The organism is Streptomyces sp. NPDC045778, assembly GCF_056431945.1.
Genome location: NZ_JBWKJZ010000021.1, coordinates 1 through 26,415, shown reverse-complemented (window position 1 = coordinate 26,415; position 26,415 = coordinate 1). Strand labels below are relative to the sequence as shown.

20 protein-coding genes are annotated in these 26,415 nt (G+C 73.8%); 10 read left to right on the top strand and 10 right to left on the bottom strand.

Features of this window, described 5'->3' with window-relative positions:
* Positions 1 to 12: 12 nt before the first annotated feature.
* The 3 genes from AC07GB_RS25285 to AC07GB_RS25275 all read left to right on the top strand — a co-directional run bounded on the left by AC07GB_RS25285 (position 13) and on the right by AC07GB_RS25275 (position 5,102).
* Entirely contained in the window at positions 13 to 1,074 is a 1,062-nt protein-coding gene (locus AC07GB_RS25285) for a chitinase (protein WP_478849141.1), read from the top strand.
* Positions 1,075 to 1,259: 185 nt separating this feature from the next.
* Positions 1,260 to 3,782, top strand: a complete 2,523-nt coding sequence (locus AC07GB_RS25280; RefSeq protein WP_478849139.1) for a polysaccharide lyase family 8 super-sandwich domain-containing protein — start codon at positions 1,260 to 1,262, stop codon at positions 3,780 to 3,782.
* Positions 3,783 to 3,872: 90 nt separating this feature from the next.
* Complete coding sequence (locus AC07GB_RS25275; protein WP_478849137.1) at positions 3,873 to 5,102, top strand: MFS transporter; 1,230 nt, start codon at positions 3,873 to 3,875, stop codon at positions 5,100 to 5,102.
* A gap of 14 nt (positions 5,103 to 5,116) precedes the next feature.
* Here the strand turns inward: AC07GB_RS25275 and AC07GB_RS25270 are convergent, their stop codons facing one another.
* The 4 genes from AC07GB_RS25270 to AC07GB_RS25255 are packed head-to-tail and all read right to left on the bottom strand — an operon-like array spanning position 5,117 to position 10,047.
* Complete coding sequence (locus AC07GB_RS25270; RefSeq protein WP_478849135.1) at positions 5,117 to 6,259, bottom strand: XdhC family protein; 1,143 nt, start codon at positions 6,257 to 6,259, stop codon at positions 5,117 to 5,119.
* Entirely contained in the window at positions 6,252 to 8,450 is a 2,199-nt protein-coding gene (locus AC07GB_RS25265) for a xanthine dehydrogenase family protein molybdopterin-binding subunit (protein WP_478849133.1), read from the bottom strand. The genes AC07GB_RS25270 and AC07GB_RS25265 overlap by 8 nt, the downstream gene beginning before the upstream one ends.
* Positions 8,447 to 9,439 (bottom strand): FAD binding domain-containing protein, encoded by a 993-nt coding sequence (locus tag AC07GB_RS25260; RefSeq protein WP_478849131.1) that lies wholly within the window; start codon positions 9,437 to 9,439, stop codon positions 8,447 to 8,449. Before AC07GB_RS25260 ends, AC07GB_RS25265 begins: the two co-directional genes overlap by 4 nt.
* Positions 9,436 to 10,047, bottom strand: coding sequence for a (2Fe-2S)-binding protein (locus AC07GB_RS25255; protein WP_478849129.1), 612 nt, complete (start codon positions 10,045 to 10,047; stop codon positions 9,436 to 9,438). Before AC07GB_RS25255 ends, AC07GB_RS25260 begins: the two co-directional genes overlap by 4 nt.
* Positions 10,048 to 10,395: 348 nt before the next feature.
* Here AC07GB_RS25255 and AC07GB_RS25250 point away from each other — a divergent pair, with 348 nt between their 5' ends.
* A complete protein-coding gene (locus AC07GB_RS25250) occupies positions 10,396 to 10,971 on the top strand; it encodes a TetR/AcrR family transcriptional regulator (protein ID WP_478849127.1) in 576 nt (191 codons plus the stop codon).
* A 27-nt stretch (positions 10,972 to 10,998) separates the two neighbouring features.
* Here the strand turns inward: AC07GB_RS25250 and AC07GB_RS25245 are convergent, their stop codons facing one another.
* Positions 10,999 to 11,421: a secondary thiamine-phosphate synthase enzyme YjbQ gene (locus AC07GB_RS25245; RefSeq protein WP_478849125.1), complete on the bottom strand. Its 423-nt coding sequence runs from the start codon at positions 11,419 to 11,421 to the stop codon at positions 10,999 to 11,001.
* Between the two features lie 131 nt (positions 11,422 to 11,552).
* Between AC07GB_RS25245 and AC07GB_RS25240 the strand changes: the two genes are divergently transcribed.
* The 3 genes from AC07GB_RS25240 (at position 11,553) to AC07GB_RS25230 (ending at position 14,253) form a co-directional block, all read left to right on the top strand.
* A complete protein-coding gene (locus AC07GB_RS25240) occupies positions 11,553 to 11,636 on the top strand; it encodes a putative leader peptide (protein WP_478849382.1) in 84 nt (27 codons plus the stop codon).
* 328 nt (positions 11,637 to 11,964) lie between these two features.
* Entirely contained in the window at positions 11,965 to 13,095 is a 1,131-nt protein-coding gene (locus tag AC07GB_RS25235) for an LLM class flavin-dependent oxidoreductase (protein WP_478849380.1), read from the top strand.
* Between the two features lie 54 nt (positions 13,096 to 13,149).
* Positions 13,150 to 14,253 carry an NAD(P)-binding domain-containing protein gene (locus tag AC07GB_RS25230; protein WP_478849123.1) on the top strand — a complete coding sequence of 368 codons (1,104 nt, stop codon included), beginning with the start codon at positions 13,150 to 13,152 and terminating at the stop codon, positions 14,251 to 14,253.
* 14 nt (positions 14,254 to 14,267) lie between these two features.
* Here the strand turns inward: AC07GB_RS25230 and AC07GB_RS25225 are convergent, their stop codons facing one another.
* The gene (locus AC07GB_RS25225; protein ID WP_478849121.1) at positions 14,268 to 14,666 is read right to left on the bottom strand and encodes an STAS domain-containing protein; all 399 of its coding nucleotides are present in this window, start codon (positions 14,664 to 14,666) and stop codon (positions 14,268 to 14,270) included.
* 389 nt (positions 14,667 to 15,055) lie between these two features.
* Here AC07GB_RS25225 and AC07GB_RS25220 point away from each other — a divergent pair, with 389 nt between their 5' ends.
* Complete coding sequence (locus AC07GB_RS25220; RefSeq protein ID WP_478849119.1) at positions 15,056 to 16,249, top strand: FAD-dependent monooxygenase; 1,194 nt, start codon at positions 15,056 to 15,058, stop codon at positions 16,247 to 16,249.
* An 8-nt stretch (positions 16,250 to 16,257) separates the two neighbouring features.
* On the opposite strand, the gene AC07GB_RS25215 is transcribed toward AC07GB_RS25220, so the two are convergent.
* The 4 genes from AC07GB_RS25215 to AC07GB_RS25200 all read right to left on the bottom strand — a co-directional run bounded on the left by AC07GB_RS25215 (position 16,258) and on the right by AC07GB_RS25200 (position 23,253).
* A complete protein-coding gene (locus AC07GB_RS25215; RefSeq protein WP_478849117.1) occupies positions 16,258 to 17,502 on the bottom strand; it encodes a S8 family peptidase in 1,245 nt (414 codons plus the stop codon).
* A 19-nt stretch (positions 17,503 to 17,521) separates the two neighbouring features.
* A complete protein-coding gene (locus AC07GB_RS25210) occupies positions 17,522 to 20,272 on the bottom strand; it encodes a M4 family metallopeptidase (RefSeq protein ID WP_478849115.1) in 2,751 nt (916 codons plus the stop codon).
* A gap of 307 nt (positions 20,273 to 20,579) precedes the next feature.
* A complete protein-coding gene (mltG, locus tag AC07GB_RS25205; RefSeq protein WP_478849113.1) occupies positions 20,580 to 21,410 on the bottom strand; it encodes an endolytic transglycosylase MltG in 831 nt (276 codons plus the stop codon).
* A 43-nt stretch (positions 21,411 to 21,453) separates the two neighbouring features.
* Positions 21,454 to 23,253, bottom strand: a complete 1,800-nt coding sequence (locus AC07GB_RS25200) for an ABC transporter ATP-binding protein (RefSeq protein WP_478849111.1) — start codon at positions 23,251 to 23,253, stop codon at positions 21,454 to 21,456.
* Positions 23,254 to 23,515: 262 nt separating this feature from the next.
* Between AC07GB_RS25200 and AC07GB_RS25195 the strand changes: the two genes are divergently transcribed.
* Both AC07GB_RS25195 and AC07GB_RS25190 read left to right on the top strand, forming a co-directional pair.
* On the top strand, positions 23,516 to 23,956 hold the full coding sequence (locus tag AC07GB_RS25195; RefSeq protein WP_478849109.1) for a MarR family winged helix-turn-helix transcriptional regulator: 441 nt from the start codon (positions 23,516 to 23,518) through the stop codon (positions 23,954 to 23,956).
* A gap of 74 nt (positions 23,957 to 24,030) precedes the next feature.
* A partial coding sequence (locus tag AC07GB_RS25190; protein ID WP_478849107.1) for an FAD-binding and (Fe-S)-binding domain-containing protein occupies positions 24,031 to 26,415 on the top strand: 2,385 nt, incomplete at its 3' end.

The following is a 26,415-nucleotide window of genomic DNA, read 5'->3' as shown; positions in this document are numbered from 1 at the left end:
AGGGAGCACGCCATGATCGGTCGGACGGTACGTCTGTTGGGAGCGGCCCTGGCGCTGGCCTTCGCGGCGCAGTTGCCCGCCGCGGCGGCGCCGGACGCGCCGGCGGCACCGCGGGACGAGACCTGCGCGGTCAAGTCCAAGCCCGCGGGCAAGGTCCTCCAGGGCTACTGGGAGAACTGGGACGGCGCCTCGAACGGGGTCCACCCGCCGTTCGGCTGGACCCCGATCACCGACTCCCGCATGGGCGCCCACGGCTACAACGTGATCAACGCCGCCTTCCCCGTGATCCGCTCCGACGGCACGGTGCTGTGGGAGGACGGCATGGACGCCACCGTGAAGGTGGCGACCCCGGCGGAGATGTGCCAGGCCAAGGCAAGCGGCGCCACGATCCTCATGTCGATCGGCGGCGCGGCGGCCGGGATCGACCTGAGTTCGAGCGCGGTGGCCGACCGTTTCGTGCAGACGATCGTGCCGATCCTGAAGAAGTACAACTTCGACGGGATCGACATCGACATCGAGACCGGCCTCGTCGGCAGCGGCAACATCAACCAGCTGTCGCCGTCCCAGTCGAACCTCATCCGCATCATCGACGGCGTGCTCGCCCAGATGCCGCCCAACTTCGGCCTGACGATGGCACCGGAGACCGCGTACGTCACGGGCGGCAGCGTGGTGTACGGCTCGATCTGGGGCGCGTACCTGCCGATCATCAAGAAGTACGCGGACAACGGCCGCCTGTGGTGGCTCAACATGCAGTACTACAACGGCAGCATGTACGGCTGCTCCGGCGACTCCTACTCCGCGGGCACCGTCCAGGGCTTCGTCGCCCAGACCGACTGCCTCAACAAGGGCCTGAACATCCAGGGCACCACCGTCAAGGTCCCCTACGACAAGCAGGTGCCGGGTCTCCCCGCCCAGCCCGGCGCGGGCGGCGGCCATATGTCACCGAGCCTGGTCGCCCAGGCCTGGAACCACTACAACGGCGCCCTCAAGGGCCTGATGACCTGGTCGATCAACTGGGACGGCTCACGGAACTGGACCTTCGGCGACAACGTCAAGCGCCTCCAGGGGCGTTGAGCCCCACCCCTCCTACGGCCCCCCATCGACGTCCCCCGGCCGGCGGCACCATCCGCCGGCCGGGGGACGTCGTCGTGCCCGGGCCCGACCGGATCGCCCCACGCCGGGCCCACCCTCTTGCCCGGGCCCCGCCCCTCTGCTTGACTCCGCCCGCCGACAGGCCACCCCCACTCGCGGAGGACCCCATGGACCTCACCCGCAGACGCCTGCTCTCCGCGCTCGCCGCCGCCGGGCTGCTGAGCGCCCTCCCCTCGCGACAGGCGAGCGCCGCCGACCGGGACCGCCTCGTCGCCAACGTGGTGGCCGTGTTCGCCGGGACCGCGGAGTCCAACGGCAGGCCCGAGACACGGCCCAAGCTCGACGCCGTCGAGCGCACCGCGCGCGCGAACCTGAAGGCGCTCGACGCCGCCGGGCCGGACGAACTGTTCGACGGCCTCGTGCTCGGCCGCGACGAGGCCAACCTCAACACCGCCTTCCGCAAGCTCTACGAGATCGCCCTCGCCACCCGGACCCCCGGGCTCCCGGCCCCCGGCCTGTACGGGAACACCGCCGTCCAGCGCCGCGCCGTCGACGGCCTCGTGTGGCTGCACGAGCGGTACTACGGCGACCAGGCCAAGGGCTACTACGGCAACTGGTTCCACTGGGAGATCGGCATCTCCCAGCACGTCAGCAAGACGCTGGTCCTCCTTGCCGACGCGGTCCGCGCGTACCGCCCCGAGCTGATCCGCACGTACGTCGCCTCCATGGACGCCTACCTGCGCAACGGCGTCGGCGGGGACGTGAACCTGGACTCCCGGTTCCACACCGGGGCCAACCTCGCCGACATCACCACCAACCGCGTCCTCCAGGGCGTCCTGCTCGCCGACGACGCGCGGGTGCGCAAGGCGCTCACCGACCAGCTGACGGTGTTCGCCACCATCGACCCGTACGACCTCAAACACGGGGTGACGGACGGCTACTACGCCGACGGCTCGTTCCTCCAGCACTCCTCCGTCGCCTACACCGGCTCGTACGGCAAGGGGCTCCTCACGCGGGTGGTGCAGACCCTGAAGTTCCTCGACGGGACGGGGTTCGCGCACGGCGAGGAGCTGGTACCGGTCGTGCTGCGGTGGGTGCGCGACGGATTCGCCCCGGTGATCTTCGAGGGCTGGATGATGGAGATCGTCAAGGGCCGGGCGGTGTCCCGCACCGACAGCGGGTACACCGACGTGGGCGTGGTCGTCGAGGCCGTCGTGGACCTGGCCTCGCTCGCGCGCGGCGAGGACGCGCGCGCCCTGCGGAGCTATGTGAAGCACGTGCGGCACACGTCCCGCGTCGCCCCCGATCCGAGCCGGTTCGTCTCCCCCGTCAGCGTCGTGCGGTACGCCGACATCGTCGACGACGCCTCCGTCCCGGCCGCGGACCTCAACCCCGCCGCACGGTGCGTGGCCTTCAACGCCATGGACAAGACCGTGCACCGCCGCCCCGGCTACGCGTTCGCGCTCGCCCGCAGCTCGGACCGGATCAGCAAGTACGAGTACATGAACGGGGAGAACCTGCTGCCCTGGTTCCAGGGCGACGGCGCGCACTATCTGTATCTGTCGGGGCAGGACCAGACGAGCGCGTTCGGGGTCGACTACTTCACCACCGTCCCGCCCTACGGACTCGCCGGGGTCACGGCCCCGGTCCAGACGCGCCGCTCCGTGCCCGAGCTGTACGGCAAGCCTTACTACGACAACCCCACCCACCCCCTGCGCTTCACGTCGTCCTCCGAGTCGCAGAACACCTACGTCTACTTCCCGCGCGGCACCCACCCCTTGTCGGGCGGTGCCGTCCTCGGCGCGTACGGTGCCGCCGGGATGGTGCAGTCGAGCGACGTCGCCCACCGCGACCGCGCGCTGCTGCCGGACGACTTCGTGACGTACCGCAACGCCGGTGCCACCAAGTCGTGGTTCCTGTTCGACGAGGAGGTCGTCGTGCTCGCGGCCGGGGTGGCGGACACGGCCGGGCGGGCGGTGACCACGACCCTCGACACGCGGATCTCCGCGCCAAAGGACCGCGTGACGCTCACCGGGGCGCTGCGCGACGGGCGGCCCTGGAGCGGCACCGGGGCCGGCCGCCTCGCCTGGCTGCGCTGGGCCGACGCCTCGCGCGGCGGCGCGGTCGGCTACGCCTTCCTCGACACGCCCCCGGTGCGCGTGACCCTGGACGACGTGACGCGCAGCCGCCGCGTCGTCAGGACGGCGAACCCGGACACGCCCGTGACCCGCCGCGTGTTCGCCGTGCGGGTCGAGCAGGAGGCCGGGGCGGCGCCCGTGCGGCTCGCGTACGCGTTGCTGCCGCACGCGACCGAGGCGCGGCTGCGGTCGTACGAGGGGGTCGAGGTGCGCGCCAACTCGCGGCGCCTGCAAGCGGTCACGCACGCCGGGCTCGGCCTGACGGCTCTCAACTCGTTCACGGGTGGCCGCCACGACGTGGGGCGCCTGCGCGTGGACGGGCCCGCCTCGGTCCTCGTGCGGCGCGGGCCCGGCGCCGGGTCCACCGCCGTCGCCGTGTCCGACCCGACCATGGGCAGGGACACCGTCGGCGTCCTGCTGCGCGGCCGCCCGCTGCGCGCCGTCGAGGCCGACGACGGGGTGCGCGTGCGTGCCGTGCCGGGCGGCACCAGGATCGACGTCACCACCCGGCACGCGTACGGCCGCAGCTTCACGGTCGCACTGCGCCCTTGAGAAATCCCCGGCCCGGCCGCACTGTCGTGTGCACACCCGCAAATTCGGTGTGTCCCGACGCACTGTGCGCCCCGTGACCGTGGAGGACGGATGACGACGGAGAAGTCCACGAACCGGCGCGGCGTGGCCGTGGTCGCCGCGTTGGCGCTGGGCGCGTTCGCCTTCAACACCACCGAGAACTTACCCATCGGCGTCCTCAAGCTGATGGCGGACGACCTGGACCGGTCGCTGTCCTCCGTCGGCCTGCTGGTGTCCGGGTACGGCCTGACCGTGGCCCTCGTCTCGGTGCCGATCGCCCACGTGACCCGCTCCGTGCCGCGCCGCCTGGTCCTGTGCGCCCTGCTCGCCGCGCTGCTCCTGGCGAGCGTCGTGGCCGCCCTTGTCCCCTCGTACGGGGTCCTGATGGTCAGCCGCCTGGTGACGGCGGTGGCGCAGGCGCTGTTCTGGGCGGTGATGGGGCCGGTGGCAGTGGGGCTCTTCCCGCCTCATGTGCGGGGCCGCGTCATCGGGGTGCTCTCGGTGGGCGGTTCGGCCGCGCTGGTGCTCGGTGTGCCCGGCGGGACCTGGCTCGGGCAGCACGCCGGCTGGCAGGCGCCGTTCCTGGTGGTGGGCGCGCTCGCCGTCCCCGCGTTCCTTGTCATCGCCGTCCTCCTACCGGCCACGCAGCCCGAGGAGAGCCACGCCGCCCGGGGCGTGGCGCCCGACAAGCGGCGCTTCGCGGTCGTCCTGGGCGTCACGGCCCTCACGGTCACCGGGGTGTTCGCCGGGTACACGTACATCTCCGAGTTCCTCGTGGACGAGAGCGGGTTCTCGGAGTCCGCCGTCAGCACGCTGCTGCTCGTCCTCGGCATCACCGGGATCGTCGGCGTCGCGGTGTACGGGCGGCTCCTGGACCGCTTCCCGCGGGCGACGCTCACGCTGCCGGTGGCCACCCAGGCGGTGGCGCTGCTCGGCCTGTACGCGGCGGGCGACTCGCGGGTGGTCGCCACCGCGATGATGGTGTTCCTCGGCGCGTCGCTCGGCCCGATCTTCATGGCGACGCAGAGCCAGGTCATGTACGTCGCGCCGGGGCGCACCGAGACGGCCGTCGCGGCGAACAGCGCCGCGTTCAACGCCGGGGTGGCCGCGGGCGCCCTCGCGGGCAGCCTGTTGCTGCCCCTCGTCGGCGTCCGGGGCACGTTCCTCGTCGGCGGCCTGATGACGGTCGCCGCGCTGGCGCTGCTCCTGACGGCGCAGCGTCGGCGCCCAGGAGGCGGAGGGCGGCGCTCCGCAACGCCGGAGGCGGCACCGGCCCCCGAGGACACGGGCGCGCGACCTTGAAGCCGGCGCCGTTCTCAAGCGCCCGCCGGCACCCGCCGGTCCCCTCCCTCCCGGTGGATCGGCGTCCGCGTGCCGGTGAGCGACACGCCCGTGCCGCCCCGCCGGGTGGCCACGATCTCGGCGGCGATGGACAGGGCGGTCTCCTCGGGCGTGCGCGCGCCGAGGTCGAGGCCGATCGGCGAGTGGAGCAGCGCCAGTTCGGCCTCCGTGACGCCCGCCGCGCGCAGCCGGCGCGTGCGGTCCTCGTGGGTGCGCCGCGACCCCATCGCGCCCACGAACGCGACGGGAAGGCGCAGGGCCACCTCCAGGACGGGCACGTCGAACTTGGCCTCGTGCGTGAGCACGCACACCACCGTGCGGGCGTCCGTCTCCGTGCTCCGCAGATAGCGGTGCGGCCAGTCCACGACCACCTCGTCGGCCTCGGGGAAGCGCGCCGGGGTGGCGAAGACGGGCCGGGCGTCGCACACCGTCACGCGGTAGCCGAGCAGCTTGCCGGTGCGGACGAGGGCCGCGGCGAAGTCCACCGCGCCGAACACGATCATGCGGGGCGGCGGCACGCTCACCTCGACGAGCAGCGTCACCCCGCCCGGGCAGCGCGAGCCGTCGTCGGACACCTCGACGGTGCCGGTGCGCCCGGCGTCGAGCAGGGCGCGCGCCTCCGCCACCGCCGTGCGGTCGAGGGCCGCCGCGCCGCCGAGGCCGCCCGCGGAGGTGCCGTCGGCGCGGACGAGCAGGGCACCGCCGAGCAGCTCCGCAGGGCCCCGGGCCACCCGGACCAGTGCCGTCGGCTCGCCGTCGCGGACCCGGGTGAGCGCCTCCGCGACCACCGCGCGCTCCGGCCACTCCACGGCGTACGGCGTGACCAGGATCTGGAGGGTGCCGCCGCAGGTGAGGCCGACGGCGAAAGCGTCCTCGTCGCTGTAGCCGAACTCCTCCACCACCGGCGCGCCGTCTTGGAGCGCGCGCAGGCACAGGTCGTACACCGCGCCCTCGACGCAGCCGCCGGAGACCGAGCCGACGGCGGTGCCCTCGCTGTCGACGGCGAGGGCGGCGCCCGGTCCGCGCGGGGCGCTGCCGCCGACGGCCACCACGGTGGCGACGGCGAAGGCGCGGCCCTCGTCGGTCAGGCGCCGCACCTCGCCGGCGATGTCAAGCATGGCCGTGCCCGTCGGCCACGGGCGCCGGGGCGGCGGGTCCCGGCTTCCCGGGAGCGGCGCCCGCGGCCCCGGCTCCCGCGAGCAGGACGCGGTCCGGGCGGATCGGCAGGTCCCGGTGGCGCACCCCGGTCGCGTGCCAGACGGCGTTGGTGACGGCCGCCGCCACGCCCACGATCCCGATCTCGCCGATGCCCTTGATGTCGACGGGGTCGTCCTCGTCCACGTCCTCGACCCAGTCCGCCTCGATGGGCGGTACGTCGGCGTGCGCGGCGTAGTGGTAGCCCGCCAGGTCGGCGCCCACGTGGGTGCCGGACGCCAGGTCCCGGGCGGCCTCCTCGTGGAGCGCCATCGACAGGCCCCAGGTCATGCCGCCGACCAGCTGGCTGCGCGCGGTCAGCGGGTTGACGATCCGGCCCGCGGCGAAGATGCCGAGCATCCTGCGGACGCGGACCTCGCCGGTGGTGACGTCCACGCCGACCTCGGCGAACTGGGCGCCGTAGGAGTGGCGTTCCTTCTTGGCGAGGGCCGCGAGCGCCTCGCTGGTGTCGGACCGGGCCGTGATGCCCTCCGGTGGTACGACGCCGCCGAGGGCGAGGCGTTCCCGCAGCTCGCGGGCCGCGAGGGAGACGGCCCAGCTCCAGGAGCGCGTGCCCATGGAGCCGCCCGCGACCCACGCCAGGCCGAAGTCGCTGTCCGCGATGCGCACCCGTACCCGGTCCAGGGGCACCTCCAGGGCGTCCGCGGCGATCTGGGTCAGCGCGGTCCGGGCGCCGGTGCCCACGTCCGCCGCGGTGATCCGCACCGTGAAGCTGCCGTCGGCCTCCGCCGTCACGGCCGCCGTGGACGGGGACGCCCCGGCGAAGAACGTGGCCGCGGCCGTGCCGGTGCCGATCAGCCAGCGGCCGTCGCGGCGGATTCCCGGGCGCGGGTCGCGCTCCGCCCAGCCGAAGCGCCGGGCGCCCTCGCGGAAGCAGGCGACGAGGTTGCGGCTGCCGAAGGGCAAGCCGGAGACGGGGCCGACGACGGGTTCGTTGCGCTCGCGCAGCGCGATGGGGTCGACGCCGCACCTCTCGGCCAGCTCGTCGAGGGCGCACTCCAGGGCGAACGAGCCGGGTGCCTCGCCGGGCGCGCGCATGAACGTGGGCGTGGGCACGTCCAGGGGCACCACGCGGTTGACGGAGTGGTGGGCGTCGGCCGCGTACATCGTGCGTCCGAACGAGGCGCTGGACTCGACGAACTCGAACAGCTTCGACGTGGCACTGTGCCCCTCGTGCCCGAGGGCCCGCAGCCGTCCGTCGGGGTCGGCGCCGAGCCGTACGCGCTGGGTCGTAGCGCTGCGGTAGCCGACCACCGAGAACATCTGCCGCCGGGTCAGGACGACGCGGACGGGCCGGTCGAGGGTGGTCGCCGCCATCGCTGCGGCCACCTGGTGCGGCCGCAGGCCCTTGCAGCCGAAGGCGCCCCCGACGTGCTCGGACCGGACCCGCACGGAGTCGGGGTCGAGCGCGAACAGGCGGGACAGCTCCTCGGCGATCCAGTGGCTGCCCTGGTTGGAGTCGACGACCTCCAGCCGGCCGCCCTCCCAGCGGGCGGTCGCCGCGTGCGGCTCCATCGGGTTGTGGTGCTCTTCCGGGGTGGTGTACCGCTCGTCCACCACCACGGCGGACGCGGCGAGTTCGGCGTCCACGTCGCCCTTGACGGCCTCGTTGGGCCCGCCGAGGACGCTCTGCGGCGCGTAGGCGCCCGCGTGCTCCGCGTGGAAGCCGATGTCGTGCGGCTCCTTGGCGTAGCGCACCTGAAGCGTCTCCGCGGCCTCGCGCGCCTGCTCGGAGGTCTCGGCGACGACCAGGGCGACCGGCCAGCCCGCGTACGGCACGCGGTCGTGCTGGAAGAGCCCGACGACGGGGTCGGGCGGGCCGAGCGTGCCCATGTAGCCCGCGTCGACGCGCGGGGCGTTGCCGTGGTGCAGGACCGCGAGCACGCCAGGCAGCCGCAGGGCCCGCTCGGCGTCCACGCCGACGACACGTCCCCGGGCGATGGTCGCCAGCACGAGCCAGCCGTGGGCGAGTTCGTCGAACGGCAGCTCACCGGCGTAGCGCGCGGCGCCGGTGACCTTGTCGCGGCCCTCGACGCGGGTGTGCCCGGTACCGACGGCTCCCGGCGCGGCCGTCGAGCGGGTCGCGGTGGTCATCGACCTGCCTCCTCGGCGAGTTCGGTCAGGACGGCGACGGTGAGGTTGCGCATCAAGGTCACCTTGTATCCGTTGTGGGGCAGGGGCGCGGCGGCCGCGAGTTCGGCGTCCGCGGCGGCGGCGAAGGCCTCGGCGCTCGCCGGGCCGCCGGTGAGGGCCCGCTCGGCGGCGTGGGCCCGCCAGGGCCTGGAGGCGACCGCGCCGAAGGCGAGCCGCGCCTCGTGGACGCGGCCGTCCCGCACGTCGAGCGCGGCGGCCAGCGAGCCGATCGCGAAGGCGTACGAGGCGCGTTCGCGCACCTTGCGGTAGCGGGAGCGCGCGGCGACGGGGGCGGGCGGCAGCGTGACGCCGGTGATCAGGGCACCGGCCGGCAGGGCGGTCTCCTCGTGGGGCGTGTCCGCCACCGGCAGGTAGAAGTCCGTGAGCGGCAGCTCGCCGGGGCCTTCCAGGGTTTCGTACGAGACGACGGCGCCGAAGGCCGCGAGGGCGACGCCCATGTCGGAGGGGTGCACCGCGACGCAGTGCTCGGTGGCGCCGAGGATGGCGTGATTGCGGTGCTCGCCCCGGACGGCGGGGCAGCCGCTGCCGGGCGTCCGCTTGTTGCACGGTTGCGCCAGGTCGGTGAAGTAGGCGCAGCGGGTGCGCTGGAGGAGGTTGCCGCCGACGGTGGCCATGTTCCGCAGCTGGCCGGAGGCGCCGGCGAGGACGGCCTGGCTCAATGCCGGGTACTGGCGCCGCACTTGGGGGTGGGCGGCGAGGTCGCTGTTGCTGACGGTGGCGCCGATGCGCAGGCCGCCGTCGGCGGTCGCCTCGATGGCGCCCAGGGGCAGTTCGGTGACGTCGACGAGGCGCTCGGGGCGCTCCACGCCCGCCTTCATGAGGTCGACGAGGTTGGTGCCGCCCGCGAGGAAGCGCGTGCCGGTGTCCGCGCCATGCAGGGCGACGGCGCCCGGGACGTCCGGGGCGCGCAGATAGCCGAACTCCCTCATGCCACGGCCTCCTTGTCAGCCTCGGCCGTCTCGGCCGTTCCGGTGGGGGCGGCGGTGGCCTCGGCGGCGCGCTCGACGGCCCGCACGATGGACACATAGGCGCCGCACCGGCAGAGGTTGCCACTCATGCGCTCCCGGATCTCCTCCGGGGTCAGCGGCGGCACGGGGCCGTCGGGGCGCACGTCGGCGGTCGCGGCGCTCGGCCAGCCCGCCGCGTGCTCGTCGAGCACCGCGAGGGCCGAACAGATCTGCCCGGGCGTGCAGTACCCGCACTGGAAGCCGTCGAGGTCGAGGAAGGCCTGCTGCACCGGGTGCAGTTGGCCGTCCCGCGCCACGCCTTCGATGGTGGTGATCTCGCGGCCTTCCGCGGCGACCGCGAGCCGCAGACAGGAGACGGTGCGGCGGCCCTCGACAAGCACGGTGCAGGCACCGCACTGGCCCTGGTCGCAGCCCTTCTTGGTGCCGGTCAGGTCAAGGCGCTCGCGCAGGACGTCGAGCAGGGTGGCGCGGTGGTCGACGGGCAGCGTGTGCTTTTCGCCATTGACGGTGAGCGTGATGACGCTGGACGTCGCGGAGGGTGCTGAGGAGGCCGAGGACGGGGGAGCCATGGTCAAGCCTTCTTTCGCGTACGCGGTGGTGGCGCGCGCTCGCGGCCGGGACCTGCCCTGGCCTGCGGGACGTGCTGAAGCGGACGGGGGCTGCGTGACGTGAGCTGCTGAGGGGGCCTGTGTGACGTGGGCTGGAGCCTGCGGGAGGGGTGGCGCGTGGGCGCCGGGCCGGTCCTCGGCCCGGTGGAACGGGAGGGCGGGCGCGGGCAGCGGGCGGTGCGAGGGCATACATTCAGCCACTCTGCCGCTATGGTGAGCACAAGCGGACAACTGTCCGCTGCCTCCGAACCTAACGGACAGCTGTCCGCTTAGCAAGGCCGGACGGCCGCGAACCCGGAAGGACGAGGGGTGCACGAGAGGAAGAACGCGCCACTGCGCTCGGACGCGCAGCGCAATCGCGCACGCATCCTGGAGGTGGCCCTCACCGAGCTGACCCGGGCGGCGGACACCCCGCTCAGCGCGATCGCGAAGAAGGCGGGTGTCGGCCAGGGCACCTTCTACCGCAACTTCCCGAGCCGCGAGGCACTCGTCCTGGAGGTGTACCGCTACGAGGTGGAGCAAGTCGCCGCCACCGCCGCCCAGTTGCTCGAGACCCGGCCTCCCGACCAGGCCCTGCGGGAGTGGATGACCCGCCTCGCCCGGTACTCCATGACGAAGGCGGGCCTGGCCCAGGCGCTGGGCAAGGCCACCGCCTACGGCAGCTTCGCCGCGCTCGGCCACGGCCCGCTCACCTCCGCCATCGCCCTGCTCCTCGACGCCAACGACGCGGCGGGCACGATCCGTCCGGGCCTGACCCCCGACGACTTCCTGCTCGCCATCGCGGGGGTGTGGCACCTCGATCCGGACAGCGACTGGCAGGCGCGTGCGGACCAGCTCCTCGACATCGTCATGGACGGCCTGCGCGCGGGGGCCCCGGGCCGCTGAGCGGCCGGGCGAGCCCCCGCCGGCCGGCTACCCCAGGAAGCTCAGCCGCACCTGCCGGTCGGGGTTGTCCCTGTTGGTGTCGACCAGGCACACGGACTGCCAGGTGCCCAGCTCCAGGCTGCCGCCGATCACGGGGAGCGTGGCGTGCGGGGCCACCAGGGCGGGCAGGACGTGGTCGCGGCCGTGGCCCGGACTGCCGTGGCGGTGCTGCCAGCGGTCGTCGGCCGGCAGCAGGGTGTGCAGCGCGGCGAGCAGGTCCCGGTCGCTGCCCGCCCCGGTCTCCAGAACGGCGATTCCAGCCGTGGCGTGCGGGACGAAGACATTCAGGAGGCCGTCGCGGCCGCGGGCCGCCTCGCGCAGGAAGCCCGCGCACTCGTGGGTGAGGTCGACGACCGTCTCCTCCGAGCCGGTCGCGACGTGCAGGATGCGGGTGGTGAAGGCATCGGACATGTCTCCCATCCTGCACCAGCACCCGGCCGGGGCCCGTCGGACACCACACGGACCTCCGTCAGGTGATACGGCACGTCCGGTCCGCGAGACGCCGTTGACCGTGTCCGGCCGAGATCGCTACGTTCAGCCGCATGGCTCGTTCAGCTCTGCTCACTTCGCGCGGTCACATCGACCTGCTGCGGGTGGCCTCCGCCGCGTGTCGCCGCGGCTGCTGACGCCTTCTCACCTCGCCTCACCGCCCGCTCCGTCCGCCGTCGCCGCGTCTGTCCGACCGCATGACCGGGTGTCGCGTCCCCGCCGCGCCCTGACGCGCCCCGCCCCGGGCCGTTCGGCGCCCTGGACGCGCTGACCCGGGTCACGGCCCAGCGCCTCGTCATGGGCCAGGGCGTCATCGCGCACGAGCAGCCGATCGGCCTGGACCGGCCGCGCGACATCGCCGACCCCCGGTTCACCGCTGCGCGCTGGAACGCCTCGGCGAAGAAGGCCGCCGCCGTCGCCGACTCCCTCGGCCACCGCACCCCGTACGGACAAGGAGTCCTGACCATGACCGTCCACCTCCACTGGTTCCTGCCGACCGGCGGCGACGGCCGCACCCTCGTCGACCGGCACGCCTACACCGACGGCGGCATCACCCGCTCCCGCGTCACCCCGGTGAGCGGCGTGCGGGCCCCCGACATCGAGTACCTGGCCCAGATCGCCAAGGCCGCCGAGCAGCTCGGCTTCGAGGCCGTGCTCACCCCGACCGGCACTTGGTGCGAGGACGCCTGGCTGACGACGATCGCGCTCGCCAAGGACACCGAGCGCCTGAAGTTCCTGGTGGCGTTCCGGCCTGGGGTCCTCTCCCCCGTGCTCGCCGCGCAGATGGCGGCGACGTACCAGCGCATCACCCGCGGGCGGCTGCTCCTGAACGTGGTGACCGGCGGCGACGCGACCGAACAGCGGCGCTTCGGCGACCACTTGGACCACGACCGCCGCTACGCCCGCACCGACGAGTTCCTCACGGTGGTGCGCGGGGTGTGGAGCGGCAAGCCGTACGACTTCGACGGTACGCACTACCAGGTCGAGGGCGGGCTCACCGCGCTGCCGCCCGACCCGCTGCCGGAGATCTTCTTCGGCGGCTCGTCGGCCGCGGCGGGCCCGGTCGCGGCGCGCCACAGCGATGTCTATCTGACCTGGGGCGAGCCGCCCGAGCAGGTGAAGAAGAAGATCGACTGGATCCGTGACCTCGCGGAGGCTCAGGGGCGCACGGTCCGCTTCGGCATCCGCCTTCACAGCATCTCCCGCGACTCGCCCAAGGAGGCGTGGGCCACCGCGCACCGCCTCCTGGACGACCTCGACGCGGACACCGTCGCCGCCGCCCAGGAAGCGCTCGGCCGCAGCGAGTCCGTGGGCCAGCAGCGCATGCTCGCGCTGCACGGCGGCTCCCGCGACGACCTGGTGGTCGCGCCCAACCTGTGGGCGGGCGTCGGCCTGGTGCGCGGCGGCGCGGGCACCGCGCTCGTGGGCAGTCACGCGGAGGTCGCCGACCGCGTCGAGGAGTACCACGCGCTCGGCGTCGAACACTTCGTGTTGTCCGGCTATCCGCATCTGGAGGAGGCGTACTGGTTCGGTGAGGGCGTCATCCCCGAGCTGGCGGCCCGCGGCCTGCTCCCGCGCGTCCCGCCTCGCCCCTGACCGGCGTCCCGGCGGCGCGGGAAGATCCGGGCCCCGACCAGAGTTAGTAGAAGCGTGAACGACATCGGGGTGCAAGACACGAGGGTGACGTACGGCGTGGTCGACGTGGTGGTCGTGGGCGCGGGCCAGGCGGGCCTGTCCAGCGCCTACCACCTGCGGCACCGGGGGTTCGAGCCCGAGCGGGACTTCGTGGTGCTCGACCACGCGCCCCGGCCGGGCGGCGCCTGGCAGTTCCGGTGGCCCTCGCTGACGTACGGCAAGGTGCACGGGATGCACGCGCTGCCGGGCATGGAGCTGACCGGCGCGGACCCCTCACGCCCGTCGTCGGAGGTCATCGGCGCGTACTTCACCGCGTACGAGAACCGCTTCGACCTGCGGGTGCGGCGCCCCGTGGACGTGCGCCGCGTCAGCGAGGGCGAGGGCGGCCGGCTCCTGGTCGAGACCTCGGCCGGGACCTGGTCGACGCGCGCGCTCATCAACGCCACGGGCACCTGGGACAAGCCGTTCTGGCCGCGCTACCCCGGGCAGGAGACCTTCCTCGGGCAGCAGCTGCACACGGCCGTCTACCCCGGGCCCGAGGCGTTCCGCGGGAAGCGCGTCGTCGTCGTGGGCGGGGGCGCGTCCGGCACCCAGCACCTGATGGAGATCGCCCCGTACGCCGCCCGCACCTGGTGGGTGACGCGGCGGCCGCCCGTGTTCGCCGAAGGCCCCTTCGACGAGGGGCGCGGGCGTGCCGCTGTCGCCATGGTCGAGGAGCGGGTCCGGCAGGGCCTGCCGCCGCTGAGCGTGGTGTCGGTGACCGGGCTCGCCGTCACCGACGCGGTCCGCGAGGCGCGCGCGAACGGCGTGCTCGACCGCCTTCCGATGTTCGACCGGATCACGCCCACGGGCGTGGAGTGGGCCGACGGGCGCACCGTGGAGGCCGACGTCATCCTGTGGGCCACGGGCTTTCGCGCGGCCGTCGACCACCTGGCGCCGCTCAGGCTGCGGGAGCCCGGCGGCGGCATCCGCATGGACGGCACGCGGGCGGTGGCCGACCCGCGCGTCCACCTCGTCGGGTACGGCCCGTCGGCCAGCACCATCGGGGCGAACCGGGCGGGGCGCGCGGCGGTGCGCGACATCGTGCGCCTGCTGGAGCAGGAGCCGGTACCGGCCTGACGCCCGGGCCGCGCTCAGGCGTGGGAGGGGGCCGGCGGCCGGTGCCCGTGCGTGTCGCCCGGCGGGACGGCGAGGGCGTCGCTCAGGCGCAGGGCCACGTCGAACGATTCGGCCACGCCCGCAAGGCGCAGCACCTTGCGATGGAAGCGGTCTTCCAGGACGACGGTGAGCCGCAGCCCCCTGCGCCGCGTCGCGGCCCGCGCCTGGCAGAGCAGCGAGAGGCCGCCGCAGTCCAGGAACGTCACGGCGCTCAGGTCCAGGATCACGTCCTGGCGGCAGGTGAGGGTCAGCTCGGCGAGGGGGCCGGTGAGCCGCTCGGTCGCGTGGATGTCCAGCTCTCCCCAGAGCGCGATGACCAGCCGCTCCCGCCGCACATGGGAGCGGAGGCCGAAGGGAAGGCTGTCGTCGTGCATCGTTCCCCCTCGTGGCGCCCTTGGGCGCGGATCCGGGGCGTGGTGCCCCTCGACCTCCGGGCCGTCATGCGGAACGAACCGGCCTGGAGCGAGGACCAGCCACATCGAGTGCGGTCTGTGCGGTGAGCTGGCGCCCCCGGGTGCACGGGCGGCGCGGTGGTGCCTATGGCATACCCGACAGGCGCAAGATAATGCAACTCCCCTGCATTAAACCTGGGTTGGCCCGCGCCGTCGAGCCGCGGCGTGGACGGCGAGCGCGCCATAAGCAGGAGTGCTGGCTCGCATCAGATCCAGCTGTTGGACTTCTGGACCGGCGCCGTCGACCGTGGAGATACACGACTTGAGCCGCACACGCGTCAGCGGCACCACACCTCACGGGAGCCAAGCCCATGAACAACCATGTCCTCATCGCGGGCGCGGGCATCGGCGGCCTCACCGCCGCCCTGACCCTGCACGCCGCGGGGATCGACGCCACCGTCGTCGACAGCGTCCGCGAGATACGGCCGCTCGGCGTCGGCCTCAACATCCAGCCGCAGGCCGTGGGCGTCCTCACCGAACTGGGCCTGGGGGACGCCCTCGCGGCCCTCGGGATCCCGACCGCCGAGCACCGGTACGCCGATCGGCGGGGCGCGTCGGTCTTCACGGAACCGCGGGGGCTCGCGGGGGGCTACCGCTGGCCGCAGTACTCCGTGCATCGAGGCGCGTTGCAGATGGCCCTGCTCCACGCCGTGCGCGACCGGCTCGGCACGGACGCCGTACGAACTGGCGTCCGAGTAGAACGCTCTATCCAGAGCGAAGACGAAGTCCGCGTCCGGGTCACCGACCGCGCCACGGGCGGCGCCTCGGTCCTGACCGCCGGGCTGCTGGTCGGCGCGGACGGGCTGCACTCGACGGTGCGGGCCCAACTCCACCCGGAGCAGGGCCCGATGCTGTGGTCGGGGGTGTCGCTGTGGCGGGGCGTCCTGGAGACCGAGCGCTTCGGCACGGGCCGCTCGGCGGTCATCGCCTCGGACGACCCGCGCCCCGACGGGAGTCAGGGCCCGCAGTTCCTCGCGTATCCGATCTCCCGCCCCGCCGACGACCGCGGCCGGTCCCTGCTCAACTGGGTGGCCCTGGTGACCGTGGCCGAGCCGGGGCCGCTGGACCCGGCGGCGGTCGACTGGAACGCCCCGGCCCGCCCCGAGGACGTCCTGCCCCACTTCGAGGGCTGGCGGATCGGCGACCGTGAGGTCCGCGATCTGATCACCGGGAGCGAGGTGATCCTGCGCTACCCCATGGTGGACCGCGATCCGCTGCCGCACTGGGGCGAGGGCAGGGTGACGCTGCTCGGGGACGCGGCGCACCCCATGTACCCCGTGGGAGCCAACGGCGCGACGCAGGCCATCATCGACGCCGGTGTCCTCGCCGACCGGCTGGCCGGCGCCGACGACCCGCGCACGGCCCTCGCCGCGTACGAGACGGAGCGCCGCGCGGCGACGACCCGCATCGTGGAGGCCAGTCGGCACATGCAGGAGACCCCGCACACCGGCGAGAGCGCCATCGACGCCATCACCTCGGCCTTCCGCACGGCTACCGGCGGCTGACGTTCCCCTCACGCGCGTCGGGGGTCGCCGGGCAGGTACAGGGTGTACAGGAGCTTGTTCGGCACCACCGGCGGGGTGCCCTGGAGCACGCCCGTGGTGGCGTTGTCGACCAGGCCGCGCTTGACCTGCGCCGGGGTGTCGGCGGGGCGGAAGGCGAGGTGCAGGGCCGCCGCGCCCGCCACGTGGGCGGTCGCCATGGACGTCCCGCTGATGGTGTTGGTGGAGGTGTCGCCGTCCTTCCAGGCCGAGGGGATCTGCACGCCGGGCGCGAACAGGGACACGCACGGGCCGTGGTTGGACGAGGAGGCACGGCGGTCCGCGCGGTCGCTCGCGCCGACGGTGATCACCTCGGGCAGCCGCGCGGGCGAGGTGGAGCAGGCGCCGCTGGAGGTGCCCGCGCTGCCCGCGGCCACCGCGTAGGTGACGCCGGAGCGGACGGAGTTGCGCACGGCGGTGTCGAGGACGTCGCTGGCCTGGCCGCCGAGGCTCATGTTCGCGACGGCGGGCCTGGCCTTGCGGGCCGTCACCCAGTCGACGCCCGCGACGACGCCCGCGGTGGTGGCCGAGCCCTGGCAGTTGAGGACCCGCACGGCCACCAGCCGTGCCTGCTTGGCGACGCCGTAGGTCCGCCCGGCGGCGATGCCGCCGACGTGGGTGCCGTGGCCGTGGCAGTCGTTGCCGTTCTGGCCGTCGCCCACGGTGTCCACGCCGACCGAGGCCCGGCCGCCGAACTCCTGGTGCGTGGTGCGCAGGCCGGTGTCGATGACGTACACGCTGACGTCGGGAGCGGTGGTGCGGTAGGTGTACGTGCCGGACAGGGGAAGGCGGCGCTGGTCGATCCGGTCCAGGCCCCAGGGGGCGTCGGGCTGGGTCTCGTCGAGGACCGTGGCGTCGAGGCGTACGCGCGTGTCCTGGCGGACGTACGCGACCCTCGGGTCGGCGGCCACGCGCTCGGCCGTGGCCCGGCTCATCGTCGCGGAGAAGCCGTGCAGGGCGGCCCGGTAGACGTGCCCGAGCCGCGCGCCGCCGACCCGCCCGACGAGGTCGCGCGCCATGCCGGGCACGGCGCCTCCCCGCGTGTCCTTCAGGATCACGATCCAGCCGTCGGGCACGGCGGTCTCCCCGGGACCGGCGAGCCGCAGCTCACCCGGGACGGTGGCGGACGCGGCGCCGGTCTGGAGGCCGGCGGCGAGCGTCAGGGCGGACAGGGCTGACAGGGCAGCCGCCGCACGGCGGCGCGTGGTTCCCCTCATGGTCGTGCACCTGAACCTTTCAGTGGGGGGGCGGGACAGGGAGGAGCGGGTCGGGTAACTCGGCGGGCCAACGCCAGGAGCACGTACCGGTCGGCCGCGTGCGGGTCACGACCTCGCTGATGCCGGTGGTCGCGTCGATCCACACCACCTGGCTGCCGGGCCCGGCCGCGGCGGACAGCTGCTCGCCGCGGTTGCAGGAGACGCGTCCCTTGCGCGTGGCCGGGTCCTTCGGGTCGCCGCTCGCGGCGAACTGCCAGAGCTTGGCCAGCGTCTCGTTGTGCCACGTCGTGTCGGGCAGCCGGGCGCCGACCGTCACCGCCTCGCCGGAGGCCGTCAGGTCGTACGCGTTCAGCGCGCCGGGGGCGGCCTCGGGGCTGAGGTCGACGGGGTGTGAGCCGTCGATGTCCGCGCGGCGCAGGGAGGTCGTCCCGTCGCCCCGGACGGCGTCCCGCAGCCAGAACACGTGCGTGCCGGTGACGGCCGTCGGGCCGAGGGCCACGCTGCCCGGCACCTGCTCGACCACCTTGTTCTCGCCGGTGGCGACGTCGATGAGCCGCGTGGTGTACGCGTACTCGGCGCGCACCCGGCGGCGCTCCTGGTAGGTGACCTTGCCGTTGCTCACGGAGGGGAAGGAGGCGCGGTGGTAGGTGCCGCCGCCGATGCTGCCGCCGTTCTGCGGGTCCTTGAGGCTGAAGTACTTCACGCCCTGGCGGCCGCCGTGGTTGTAGTAGGAGAAGGTCACGACGTCGCCGTCGACGTCCACGGCGTCGGCGACGCCCCGGCTGTTGCTCCAGAGCTTCTTGACCGGGCCGCCCGCGAGCGGCCGGGCGAGGATCTCCACGCCGGTGGGGCCGTGCGCCTGCCACACCACCGTCTTGCCGTCGGTGGCGGGATTGACGTGGTAGCGGCCGTCGTTGGGGCTCATCAGCTTGGCCGGGCCGCTGCCGTCCGTGCGTCCGGCCCACACCGAGTAGGGCTCCGAGCCCTCCTCGTCGGACCGGGACGCGGCCCACCAGCCGCCGCCCGAACCGAGGCGGGTGTCATAGGTGTTGACCCGGTCGAGCAGCGTGTCGGAGTCCACGCCGAGGGCCAGCTCCCAGCCGGGCACGATGCCGTGGGCGTTGAAGGCGCGTTCCAGGGCCCTGAGCCGGCCCGGGTCGGTGTGCAGGTCCTTGGCGGCGGCGAGCACCGCGGCCCGGCCCTCGGTGAAGCCGTCGAGCGGGGTCAGGTACTGGGTGAGCGCCCGATACACGATCTTGTCGGCGAGGGCGTCCCCGAGGTCCTCGCGGGCGTCCCAGAGCGCGCCGGCGAAGAGGGTGGAGTTCAGGTGCACGCCGCCGTTGTCGGTGCCGAAGCCGACGCCGAGGAAGTGCTTGGCGGTGTTGCGGCCGTCGCCCAGGTCGCGGAAGGCGCACTCGCGCGGGGACTTGGTGCGGCACAGCCGGTCGCCGAGCAGGCCCGAGTCCGGGTCGGCGGTGGGGACGCCGTAGGCCTCGTTCTCGATGGCGTTGCCGAAGTAGTCGGCCATCGCCTCGTTCAGGGCGCCGGACTGGCCGGCGTAGACGAGGGCCGCGGTGTGCTCCACGACGCCGTGGGTCATCTCGTGGCCGACGACGTCGAGGCCCGCGGACAGCGGCCGGTACTCCTCGTCGCCGTTGCCGTACACCATCTTCGTGCCGTCCCAGAAGGCGTTGACGTACGGCTGTCCGCCGTTCGTCACGCCCACCAGGGAGTTGACGGTCATGCCGTGCCCGTCGAGGCTGACGCGGCCGTGCTTGTTCCGGAAGTAGTCGAAGACCTGCGCGCCGCCCCAGTGCGCGTCCACCGCGCCCGCCTCGGTCGCCTCGCCGCCGAAGGCCGGGGTGGGCGAGCCGAACTCCTGGATCCCGGGCGGCCACTGGCCGCTCACCTCGCCGACGGACTTGCCGCGCGCGTCCCAGGTGGACAGGGTGCGGCCCCAGCCCTCGTCGTCCGGGATGCGGGTGGTGTCGCGCAGCACGTACTGCTCGCGCCAGGGGTCGCGCTCCACGTCCAGGGCGACGGACCTGCCGTCCAGCTTGACGCCGGAGCCCTTCTCGCGCGGCTCCGCGGGTGCGCCCCGCCGGGCGGCGGGCGCCGTGCCCGCAGCGCGCGGAGCCGTGCCCGCGAACGTCTTGATACTGCTGTACTGGAGGACGGGGTACCCGGCGCGGGCGTCGACGTAGACCTCGCGCAGCACGGGTTCGCCGGTCGTGGGGTCGGTGCCGCGTACGGTGACGTGATGGGTGAGGACGCCCTGCCCCTTCGGCAGCACGACGAGGCCGCGGGCGGTGCCCGTGAGGGGTATCTCGCCGTCGCCCTCGTCCTCGGCCCCGGGCTCGCGGGTGAAGTTCTTCGTGGTCAGGTCCGTGAGGACGCCGTCGACGGCGCGCTCGACGGCGACGTCCGCGCTGACCTCGGGGGTGGTGCGCGTCCGCAGCGCGGTGAAGTACTTGCCGGAGGTGCCGGTGACGACGCGTTCGCCGCCCTTGTGCTCCATGCGTACGACGTACTGGCCGCCCAGGACGGGCACGCCGCGGTGCCGCTGCTGGAGTCGTACGGTCTCCTGGCCGCCGGCCGCCGTAGTGGTGCGCGCGGACGTCAGGTCGCGGTCGGGGTCGGGGATCCGGTAGCGGCTCTCCTTCTGCTCCAGGTGCGCGCGGGCGGCGGCCGCCGCGCCTGCCGCCTTCGGCGCCTTCTCCCTGATGCCGTCCACCAGGGCCGGGGTCTTCGTCTCCTGGCCCGGAAGCACCTCACCGGGGCTCGGCGGCGGTGTCCTGCCGCCGGGCGCCGCCTCGGCGGGGGCCGTCGAAACGACGAGTGCGGCGGCGCTGATCAGCGCCGCCGCACCGGATAACCCACCCCTCCGTGCTCTGGATCTGCTGGCTCTCGCCACGCGGGCGCCGCGCTGTCGCATCCTGCCCCTCCGCCTCGTCGGCCGGACCGGCGGCGTGGGGGCCGCCGGGAGAGCCATGGAAGCGACGATGCGACGAGCCATCAATGGGGCACGGGGCTCCACGGACGACTTCCGGCCTACCGGAGCCCGCTTGCCCCGCCGGTCATCGCTGCCTGTTGAACTCCGCCACGTTGCGCTGTTGCTCCTCGTAGTTCGCGGTGAACCGCGTGTCCCCCGGCTTCACGGTCACGAAGTACAGCCAGTCCCCCGGCGTCGGGTTCGTCGCGGCGCGCATCGCCGCCTCGCCGGGGTTGCCGATCGGGGTGGGCGGCAGGCCCATGCGGGCGTAGGTGTTGTAGGGGCTCTTGAGCTTGGTGTCGCGCGTGGTGGTCTTGAGTGTGGAGCGGTTGAGGGCGTAGTTGATCGTGGAGTCCATCTGGAGCGGCATGCCCCGGTCGAGGCGGTTGTAGATGACGCGGGCGACCTTGCCCATCTCCTCCTTGGAGCCCGCCTCGGCCTCGATCATGCTCGCGATGGTGACGGTCTGGTAGACGTTCACCGCGTTCCGGTCGGCGCCCGCGGTGACGTGGCCGCCGCTGAACTTCTTGTTCGCCGTGTCCACCATGTACGACAGGACGGACGCCGGGGTCGACTGGGAGCTGATGGGGTACGTGGCCGGGAACAGATAGCCCTCGGGGTTGCCGCCCGCGTCGCCGGGCAGCTTGAGGCGTGCCTGGTCCACGGCCTTCTTCGTGGTGCCCTTGGAGACCTTCAGGGCCGCGTCGACGGCCTCGTACACCTGGCCTGCGCGCCAGCCCTCGGGGATGGTCAGGGTCCTGGGCCGCGCTGCTTCGTCGTCGTCAGGGAGGAGCAGCGGGACCGCCACGGCGGTGGCCGCCGCGACGGCTCCGGTCGTGATCAGGGCGATTCGGCCCCGGCGCGTCAGCCGGACCTCTCCTCGTTTCGTGCCCCGTGGCGGGGTGGTGGTGTGCATGCGGGCACGGTAACCCGCCTTTTGTCATATTTCCGGCATATCTCTACGTCGCCGGCTCCAGCCGGGCGTCCCTGCGGACGAGGGCGGCGTAACGCCCGTCCCGTTCGAGCAGCTCCTCGTGGGTGCCGCGCTCCACGGCCCGGCCGGCGTCGAGCACCACGATCTGGTCGGCGCCGCGCACGGTGGACAGGCGGTGGGCGATGGTGAGGGTCGTCCTGTTGGCCGACAGGGCGTCGATGGCCTGCTGCACGGCGTGTTCCGTACGGGTGTCGAGGGCGCTGGTGGCCTCGTCCAGGATCAGCACGGGCGGGTCGCGCAGGATGGTGCGGGCGATGGCGAGGCGCTGCTTCTCGCCGCCGGAGAAGCGGTGGCCGCGCTCGCCGACGACCGTGTCGTACCCGTCGGGCAGGGCGGCGATGTGGTCGTGGATCTGGGCGGCCCGCGCCGCCTGGTGCAGTTCCTCGTCGGTGGCGTCCGGCTTGGCGAAGCGGAGGTTGTCCGCGACCGAGGCGTGGAAGAGGTACGTCTCCTGGGAGACGACGCCGATGGCGCGGGCGAGGGTGTCGAAGTCCAGGTCGCGCACGTCGACGCCGTCGAGCGTGACACGGCCGCCGGTCACGTCGTACAGGCGCGGCACCAGGTAGCTCAGCGTGGACTTGCCGGAGCCGGTGGGGCCGACGACGGCGAGGCTGCCGCCCGCGGGCACGGTGATGTCGATGCCTTCGAGGACGGGCGCGCCCTGCGGGTCGTAGCGGAACTCCACGCCTTCGAACCTGACCTCGCCCTTGGCCCGGTCCAGGCGCACCGGGTGGTCGCGCTCGGTGATGTCGACGGGCAGGTCCAGGTACTCGAAGATGCGCTGGAAGAGCGCGAGCGAGGTCTGGATCTGCACGCCGGTCGACAGCAGGCTGACCGTCGGCCGGAACAGGCCCTGCTGGAGCGAGACGAAGGCGACGAGCGTGCCGATCGAGACGGTGGGCCCGCCCATCCGGAAGGCGAGTCCCGCGCTCCAGTAGAGGACGGCGGGCATCGCGGCCATGACGATCGTGATCACGGCCATGCGCCAGCGCCCGGCCATGTTGGAGCGGACCTCCAGGCTCACCAGTTCGGCGGACTCGTCGGCGAAGGAGCGGGTGAGCGAGTCGGCGCGGCCCATCGTGCGCCCGAGCAGGATGCCGCTGACCGAGAGGGACTCGGTGACCGTGGCGGCCATGGCGGCCATCTGCTTCTGCCGCTCGGTGGCGATCTTCTTGCGCTCGCGGCCGACGCGGCGGCTGATCCACGCGAACAGCGGGAGCAGCAGGAGGGAGACGAGGGTCAGGCGCCAGTCGAGGGCGAGCATGGCGACGACCGTCGCGATGACGCTGGTGAGGTTGGAGACGAGGGAGGTCGCCGTGGAGGTGACGGTCGCCTGCATGCCGCCGATGTCGTTGGCGATGCGGGACTGGACCTCGCCGGTGCGGGTGCGTGTGAAGAAGGCCAGGGACATGCGCTGGAGGCGGCCGTACACGGCGGTGCGCAGGTCGTGCATGACCTGTTGGCCGACGGTCGTGGAGATCAGCGTCTGGAGGACGCCGAAGACGCTGGTGACGACCGCGCTGAGGATCATGCCGAGCGCGAGCAGGCTCAGCAGGCCGGTGCGGCCCTGCGGGATCGCGGTGTCGAGGATCTCCTTGAGGAGGAAGGGGGCGACCACCGAGACCAGGGACGCGGCGCACACCAGCAGGCCGACGAGGGCGAGGCGGGCGCGGTACGGGCGGAAGAGGCGCAGGATGCGGCGCAGTTGGTGGGGCTCTTCCGGCTCGCCGGACCCAGGGGTCCGGGAGGGCTCTTCGTGAGGCATGGGCTCCTACGGGACGTAGCGGGACGTCGGCGGCGGTGCGCCGACGGGACGGGGCGCGCCCCGCGGGGCAGGACGCCGGTACGCGCCAGCGAGGGCGTGCCGCGGCGGCGGGGGCGCCGGTGGTGCGTCGACGAGTACGCCGGGCGCGGATGGCGCCCGGCGGGACCGCCGGACGCGGGTGACGCGCCGACGAGGGCGACCTTGGGAGCATAGCTCACTGTTACCTATACTCACAATGCACTAGGTCCTGTACTGTTTCGGCATGAGCACACCGGACAGCGACGGACTCCTCGCCGAGCAGCTGCTGCGGCTGACCCGTCGGCTGCACCGCATCCAGAAGCGCCACCTGGAGCCCATCGGCATCACGCCCGCGCAGTCCCGCCTGCTGCGCACCCTCGCGCACTACGAGACGCCGCCGCGCATGGCCGACCTCGCCCAACGCCTCGAAGTGGTGCCGCGCGCCGTCACCAGCCTGGTCGACGCCCTGGAGGCGAGCGGACGCGTGCGCCGCGCCCCGGACCCGACCAACCGCCGGGTCATCCGCATCGAGCTGACCGACGGCGGGCACGAGGCCCTGCGGGAGCTGCACGGCGCGCGCCGTGCCGCCGCCGAGGACATCCTGGCTCCACTGGACGCCGCCCAGCGCACCCAGCTGGGCGGGCTGCTCGACGCGCTGTTCGAGGCGCCGGAGAGCCCTTGCTGACATCCGGGCCGGTGCGCCGCCACTGACCGGCCACGGCCGGTGCGGGCCGCCGCCGACGACGCCGAGGAGTGGCCGTGCCCCTGCTGGAGCCTGATCCCGAAGCACTGCGCCCCGCCCCGGACGGCCGCGCGCCGTCACCCGACCGGGTCCCGCAGGAGCGGGCGAGCGGCACCCCGGAGCCGCTGCGCGGCGACCTCGTCGCGCTCCTGGGCGCCGACAAGGTCCTCACGCACGTCTCCGACCTCGTCCGGTACGCGTCGGACGCGAGCCCTTACCGCTTCCTGCCGCGCGTGGTGGTCGTCGCCGAGGACATCGACGACGTGTCCACCGTCCTGTCGTACGCCCACGGCAAGGGCCGCGAGGTCGTCTTCCGCGCGGCGGGCACCTCGCTCAACGGGCAGGCGCAGGGCGAGGACATCCTCGTCGACGTGCGCGAGCACTGGGCGGGCGTCGAGGTCCTTGACGGCGGGGCGCGGGCCCGGATCGCGCCCGGCACGACGGTGATGCGTGCGAACGCCGCGCTCGCGCGCCACGGGCGCGTCCTCGGCCCGGACCCGGCGAGCGCGATCGCCTGCACCATCGGCGGCGTGGTGGCGAACAACGCCTCCGGCATGACGGCGGGCACCACCCGCAACTCGTACCGCACGGTGGCGTCCCTGACCTTCGTGCTGCCGTCCGGCACGGTCGTCGACACGGCCGATCCGGACGCCGACACGCTGCTCGCGCACGCCGAACCGGCCCTGTGCGCGGGCCTGCTCGACATCAAGCGCGAGATCGAGACGGACCCCGCGCTCACGGCCCGCATCCGGGCCAAGTACGAGATCAAGAACACCAACGGCTACCGCCTGGACGCGTTCCTCGACGGGGCGACGCCCGTGCGGATCCTGCGCGGCCTCATGGTGGGCTCCGAGGGCACCTTCGGGTTCATCTCCGAGGTCGTCTTCGAGACGCTGCCCCTCGACTGGTGCGTGTCGAGCGCGCTGCTGTTCTTCCCCACGCTGCCCGCCGCTGCCGCCGCCGTGCCGCTGTTCACCGACGCCGGGGCGCGGGCCGTGGAGCTGATGGACGGCAACACGCTGCGCGCCTCCGTGCGCGTGCCCGGAGTCCCGGCGGACTGGGCCGACCTGGACAGCAGGACGGCGGCGCTTCTGGTGGAGTTCCGCGCGCCGGACGAGGCGGGCCAGGAGGCGTACGAGGAGGTGGCCGCCGCGGTGACCGCGGGGCTCGAACTCGTCGCCCCGGTCGCGTCGGTGACGAACGCCTTCACGCGGGACCCGGGGATGATCGCCGGCTACTGGACGGCCCGCAAGGCCTTCGTGACGGCCGTCGGCAGCTCACGGCCCACCGGGACCACGCTGATCACCGAGGACTTCGCGGTGCCGCCCGCGCGTCTCGCCGAGGCCTGCGAGGCGCTGCTCGCCCTCCAGACGCGGCACGGCTTCGACGCGGCCGTCGCCGGACACGCCGCGCACGGCAATCTGCACTTCCTGCTCGCCTTCGACGCGGCCGAGCCCGCGGACGTGGAGCGGTACGCCGCGTTCATGGACGACTTCTGCCGCCTCACCGTGGAGCGCTTCGACGGCTCCCTGAAGGCCGAGCACGCCACGGGCCGCAACATCGCGCCGTTCCTGGAACTCGAATGGGGCCCGAAGGCCACGGAGTTGATGTGGCGCACCAAGCAGGTCATCGACCCGGACGGCGTGCTCGCGCCGCGCGTCGTCCTGGACCGTGACCCCAAGGCCCATCTGCGGGGCCTCAAGACGATCCCCGCGGTGGAGCCGATCGCCGACCCGTGCATCGAGTGCGGCTTCTGCGAACCGACCTGCCCGAGCGGGGGCCTGACGACCACGCCGCGCCAGCGGATCGTGCTGCGCCGGGAGATGCTGCGCCAGGCCCCGGGCTCCGGCGTCGAGGACGCCCTCGTCGCCGCGTACGGGTACGACGCGGTCGACACCTGCGCGGGCGACTCGACGTGCAAGCTGGCCTGCCCCGTCGGCATCGACACGGGGGCCCTGATGAAGTCGTTCCGCCACGCCCGGCACTCACCGCGCGAGGAGCGCGTCGCGGCGTTCACCGCGCGCCGCTTCAAGCAGGTCGAGGCCTCCGCGCGGCTCGCGCTCGCCGCCGCGGCGACGGTCCGCGCGGTGGCAGGCGAGCGGACCGGCGACCGGCTCCTGACCGCCGTGACCCGCGCCGCCCGCAGGGCCGTACGCCCCGACCTGGTGCCCGAGTGGCTGCCCGGCCTTCCGGGCGCGGCCGCCCGGCGGCTGCCCCGCACCGCGCGCGTCGGCGCCGCCGCCGTCTACTACCCGGCGTGCGTGAACCGCATCTTCGCCGGGCCCGGCGACGTGCCCTTGGCGCAGGCCGTCGTCGCCGTGGGGGGGGGGGGGGGGGGGGGGGGGGGGGGGGGGGGGGGGGGGGGGGGGGGGGGGGGGGGGGGGGGAGGGGGAGGAGGGGGG

Coding starts and splice junctions, on each gene's coding strand:
- AC07GB_RS25220 (WP_478849119.1), top strand. CDS start 15,056: ATGAACAACCATGTCCTCATCGCGGGCGCGGGCATCGGCGGCCTCACC.
- AC07GB_RS25195 (WP_478849109.1), top strand. CDS start 23,516: ATGAGCACACCGGACAGCGACGGACTCCTCGCCGAGCAGCTGCTGCGG.
- AC07GB_RS25235 (WP_478849380.1), top strand. CDS start 11,965: ATGACCGTCCACCTCCACTGGTTCCTGCCGACCGGCGGCGACGGCCGC.
- AC07GB_RS25245 (WP_478849125.1), bottom strand. CDS start 11,421: ATGTCCGATGCCTTCACCACCCGCATCCTGCACGTCGCGACCGGCTCG.
- mltG (WP_478849113.1), bottom strand. CDS start 21,410: ATGCACACCACCACCCCGCCACGGGGCACGAAACGAGGAGAGGTCCGG.
- AC07GB_RS25285 (WP_478849141.1), top strand. CDS start 13: ATGATCGGTCGGACGGTACGTCTGTTGGGAGCGGCCCTGGCGCTGGCC.
- AC07GB_RS25225 (WP_478849121.1), bottom strand. CDS start 14,666: ATGCACGACGACAGCCTTCCCTTCGGCCTCCGCTCCCATGTGCGGCGG.
- AC07GB_RS25260 (WP_478849131.1), bottom strand. CDS start 9,439: ATGAGGGAGTTCGGCTATCTGCGCGCCCCGGACGTCCCGGGCGCCGTC.
- AC07GB_RS25200 (WP_478849111.1), bottom strand. CDS start 23,253: ATGCCTCACGAAGAGCCCTCCCGGACCCCTGGGTCCGGCGAGCCGGAA.
- AC07GB_RS25265 (WP_478849133.1), bottom strand. CDS start 8,450: ATGACCACCGCGACCCGCTCGACGGCCGCGCCGGGAGCCGTCGGTACC.
- AC07GB_RS25255 (WP_478849129.1), bottom strand. CDS start 10,047: ATGGCTCCCCCGTCCTCGGCCTCCTCAGCACCCTCCGCGACGTCCAGC.
- AC07GB_RS25215 (WP_478849117.1), bottom strand. CDS start 17,502: ATGAGGGGAACCACGCGCCGCCGTGCGGCGGCTGCCCTGTCAGCCCTG.
- AC07GB_RS25240 (WP_478849382.1), top strand. CDS start 11,553: ATGGCTCGTTCAGCTCTGCTCACTTCGCGCGGTCACATCGACCTGCTG.
- AC07GB_RS25280 (WP_478849139.1), top strand. CDS start 1,260: ATGGACCTCACCCGCAGACGCCTGCTCTCCGCGCTCGCCGCCGCCGGG.
- AC07GB_RS25270 (WP_478849135.1), bottom strand. CDS start 6,259: ATGCTTGACATCGCCGGCGAGGTGCGGCGCCTGACCGACGAGGGCCGC.
- AC07GB_RS25275 (WP_478849137.1), top strand. CDS start 3,873: ATGACGACGGAGAAGTCCACGAACCGGCGCGGCGTGGCCGTGGTCGCC.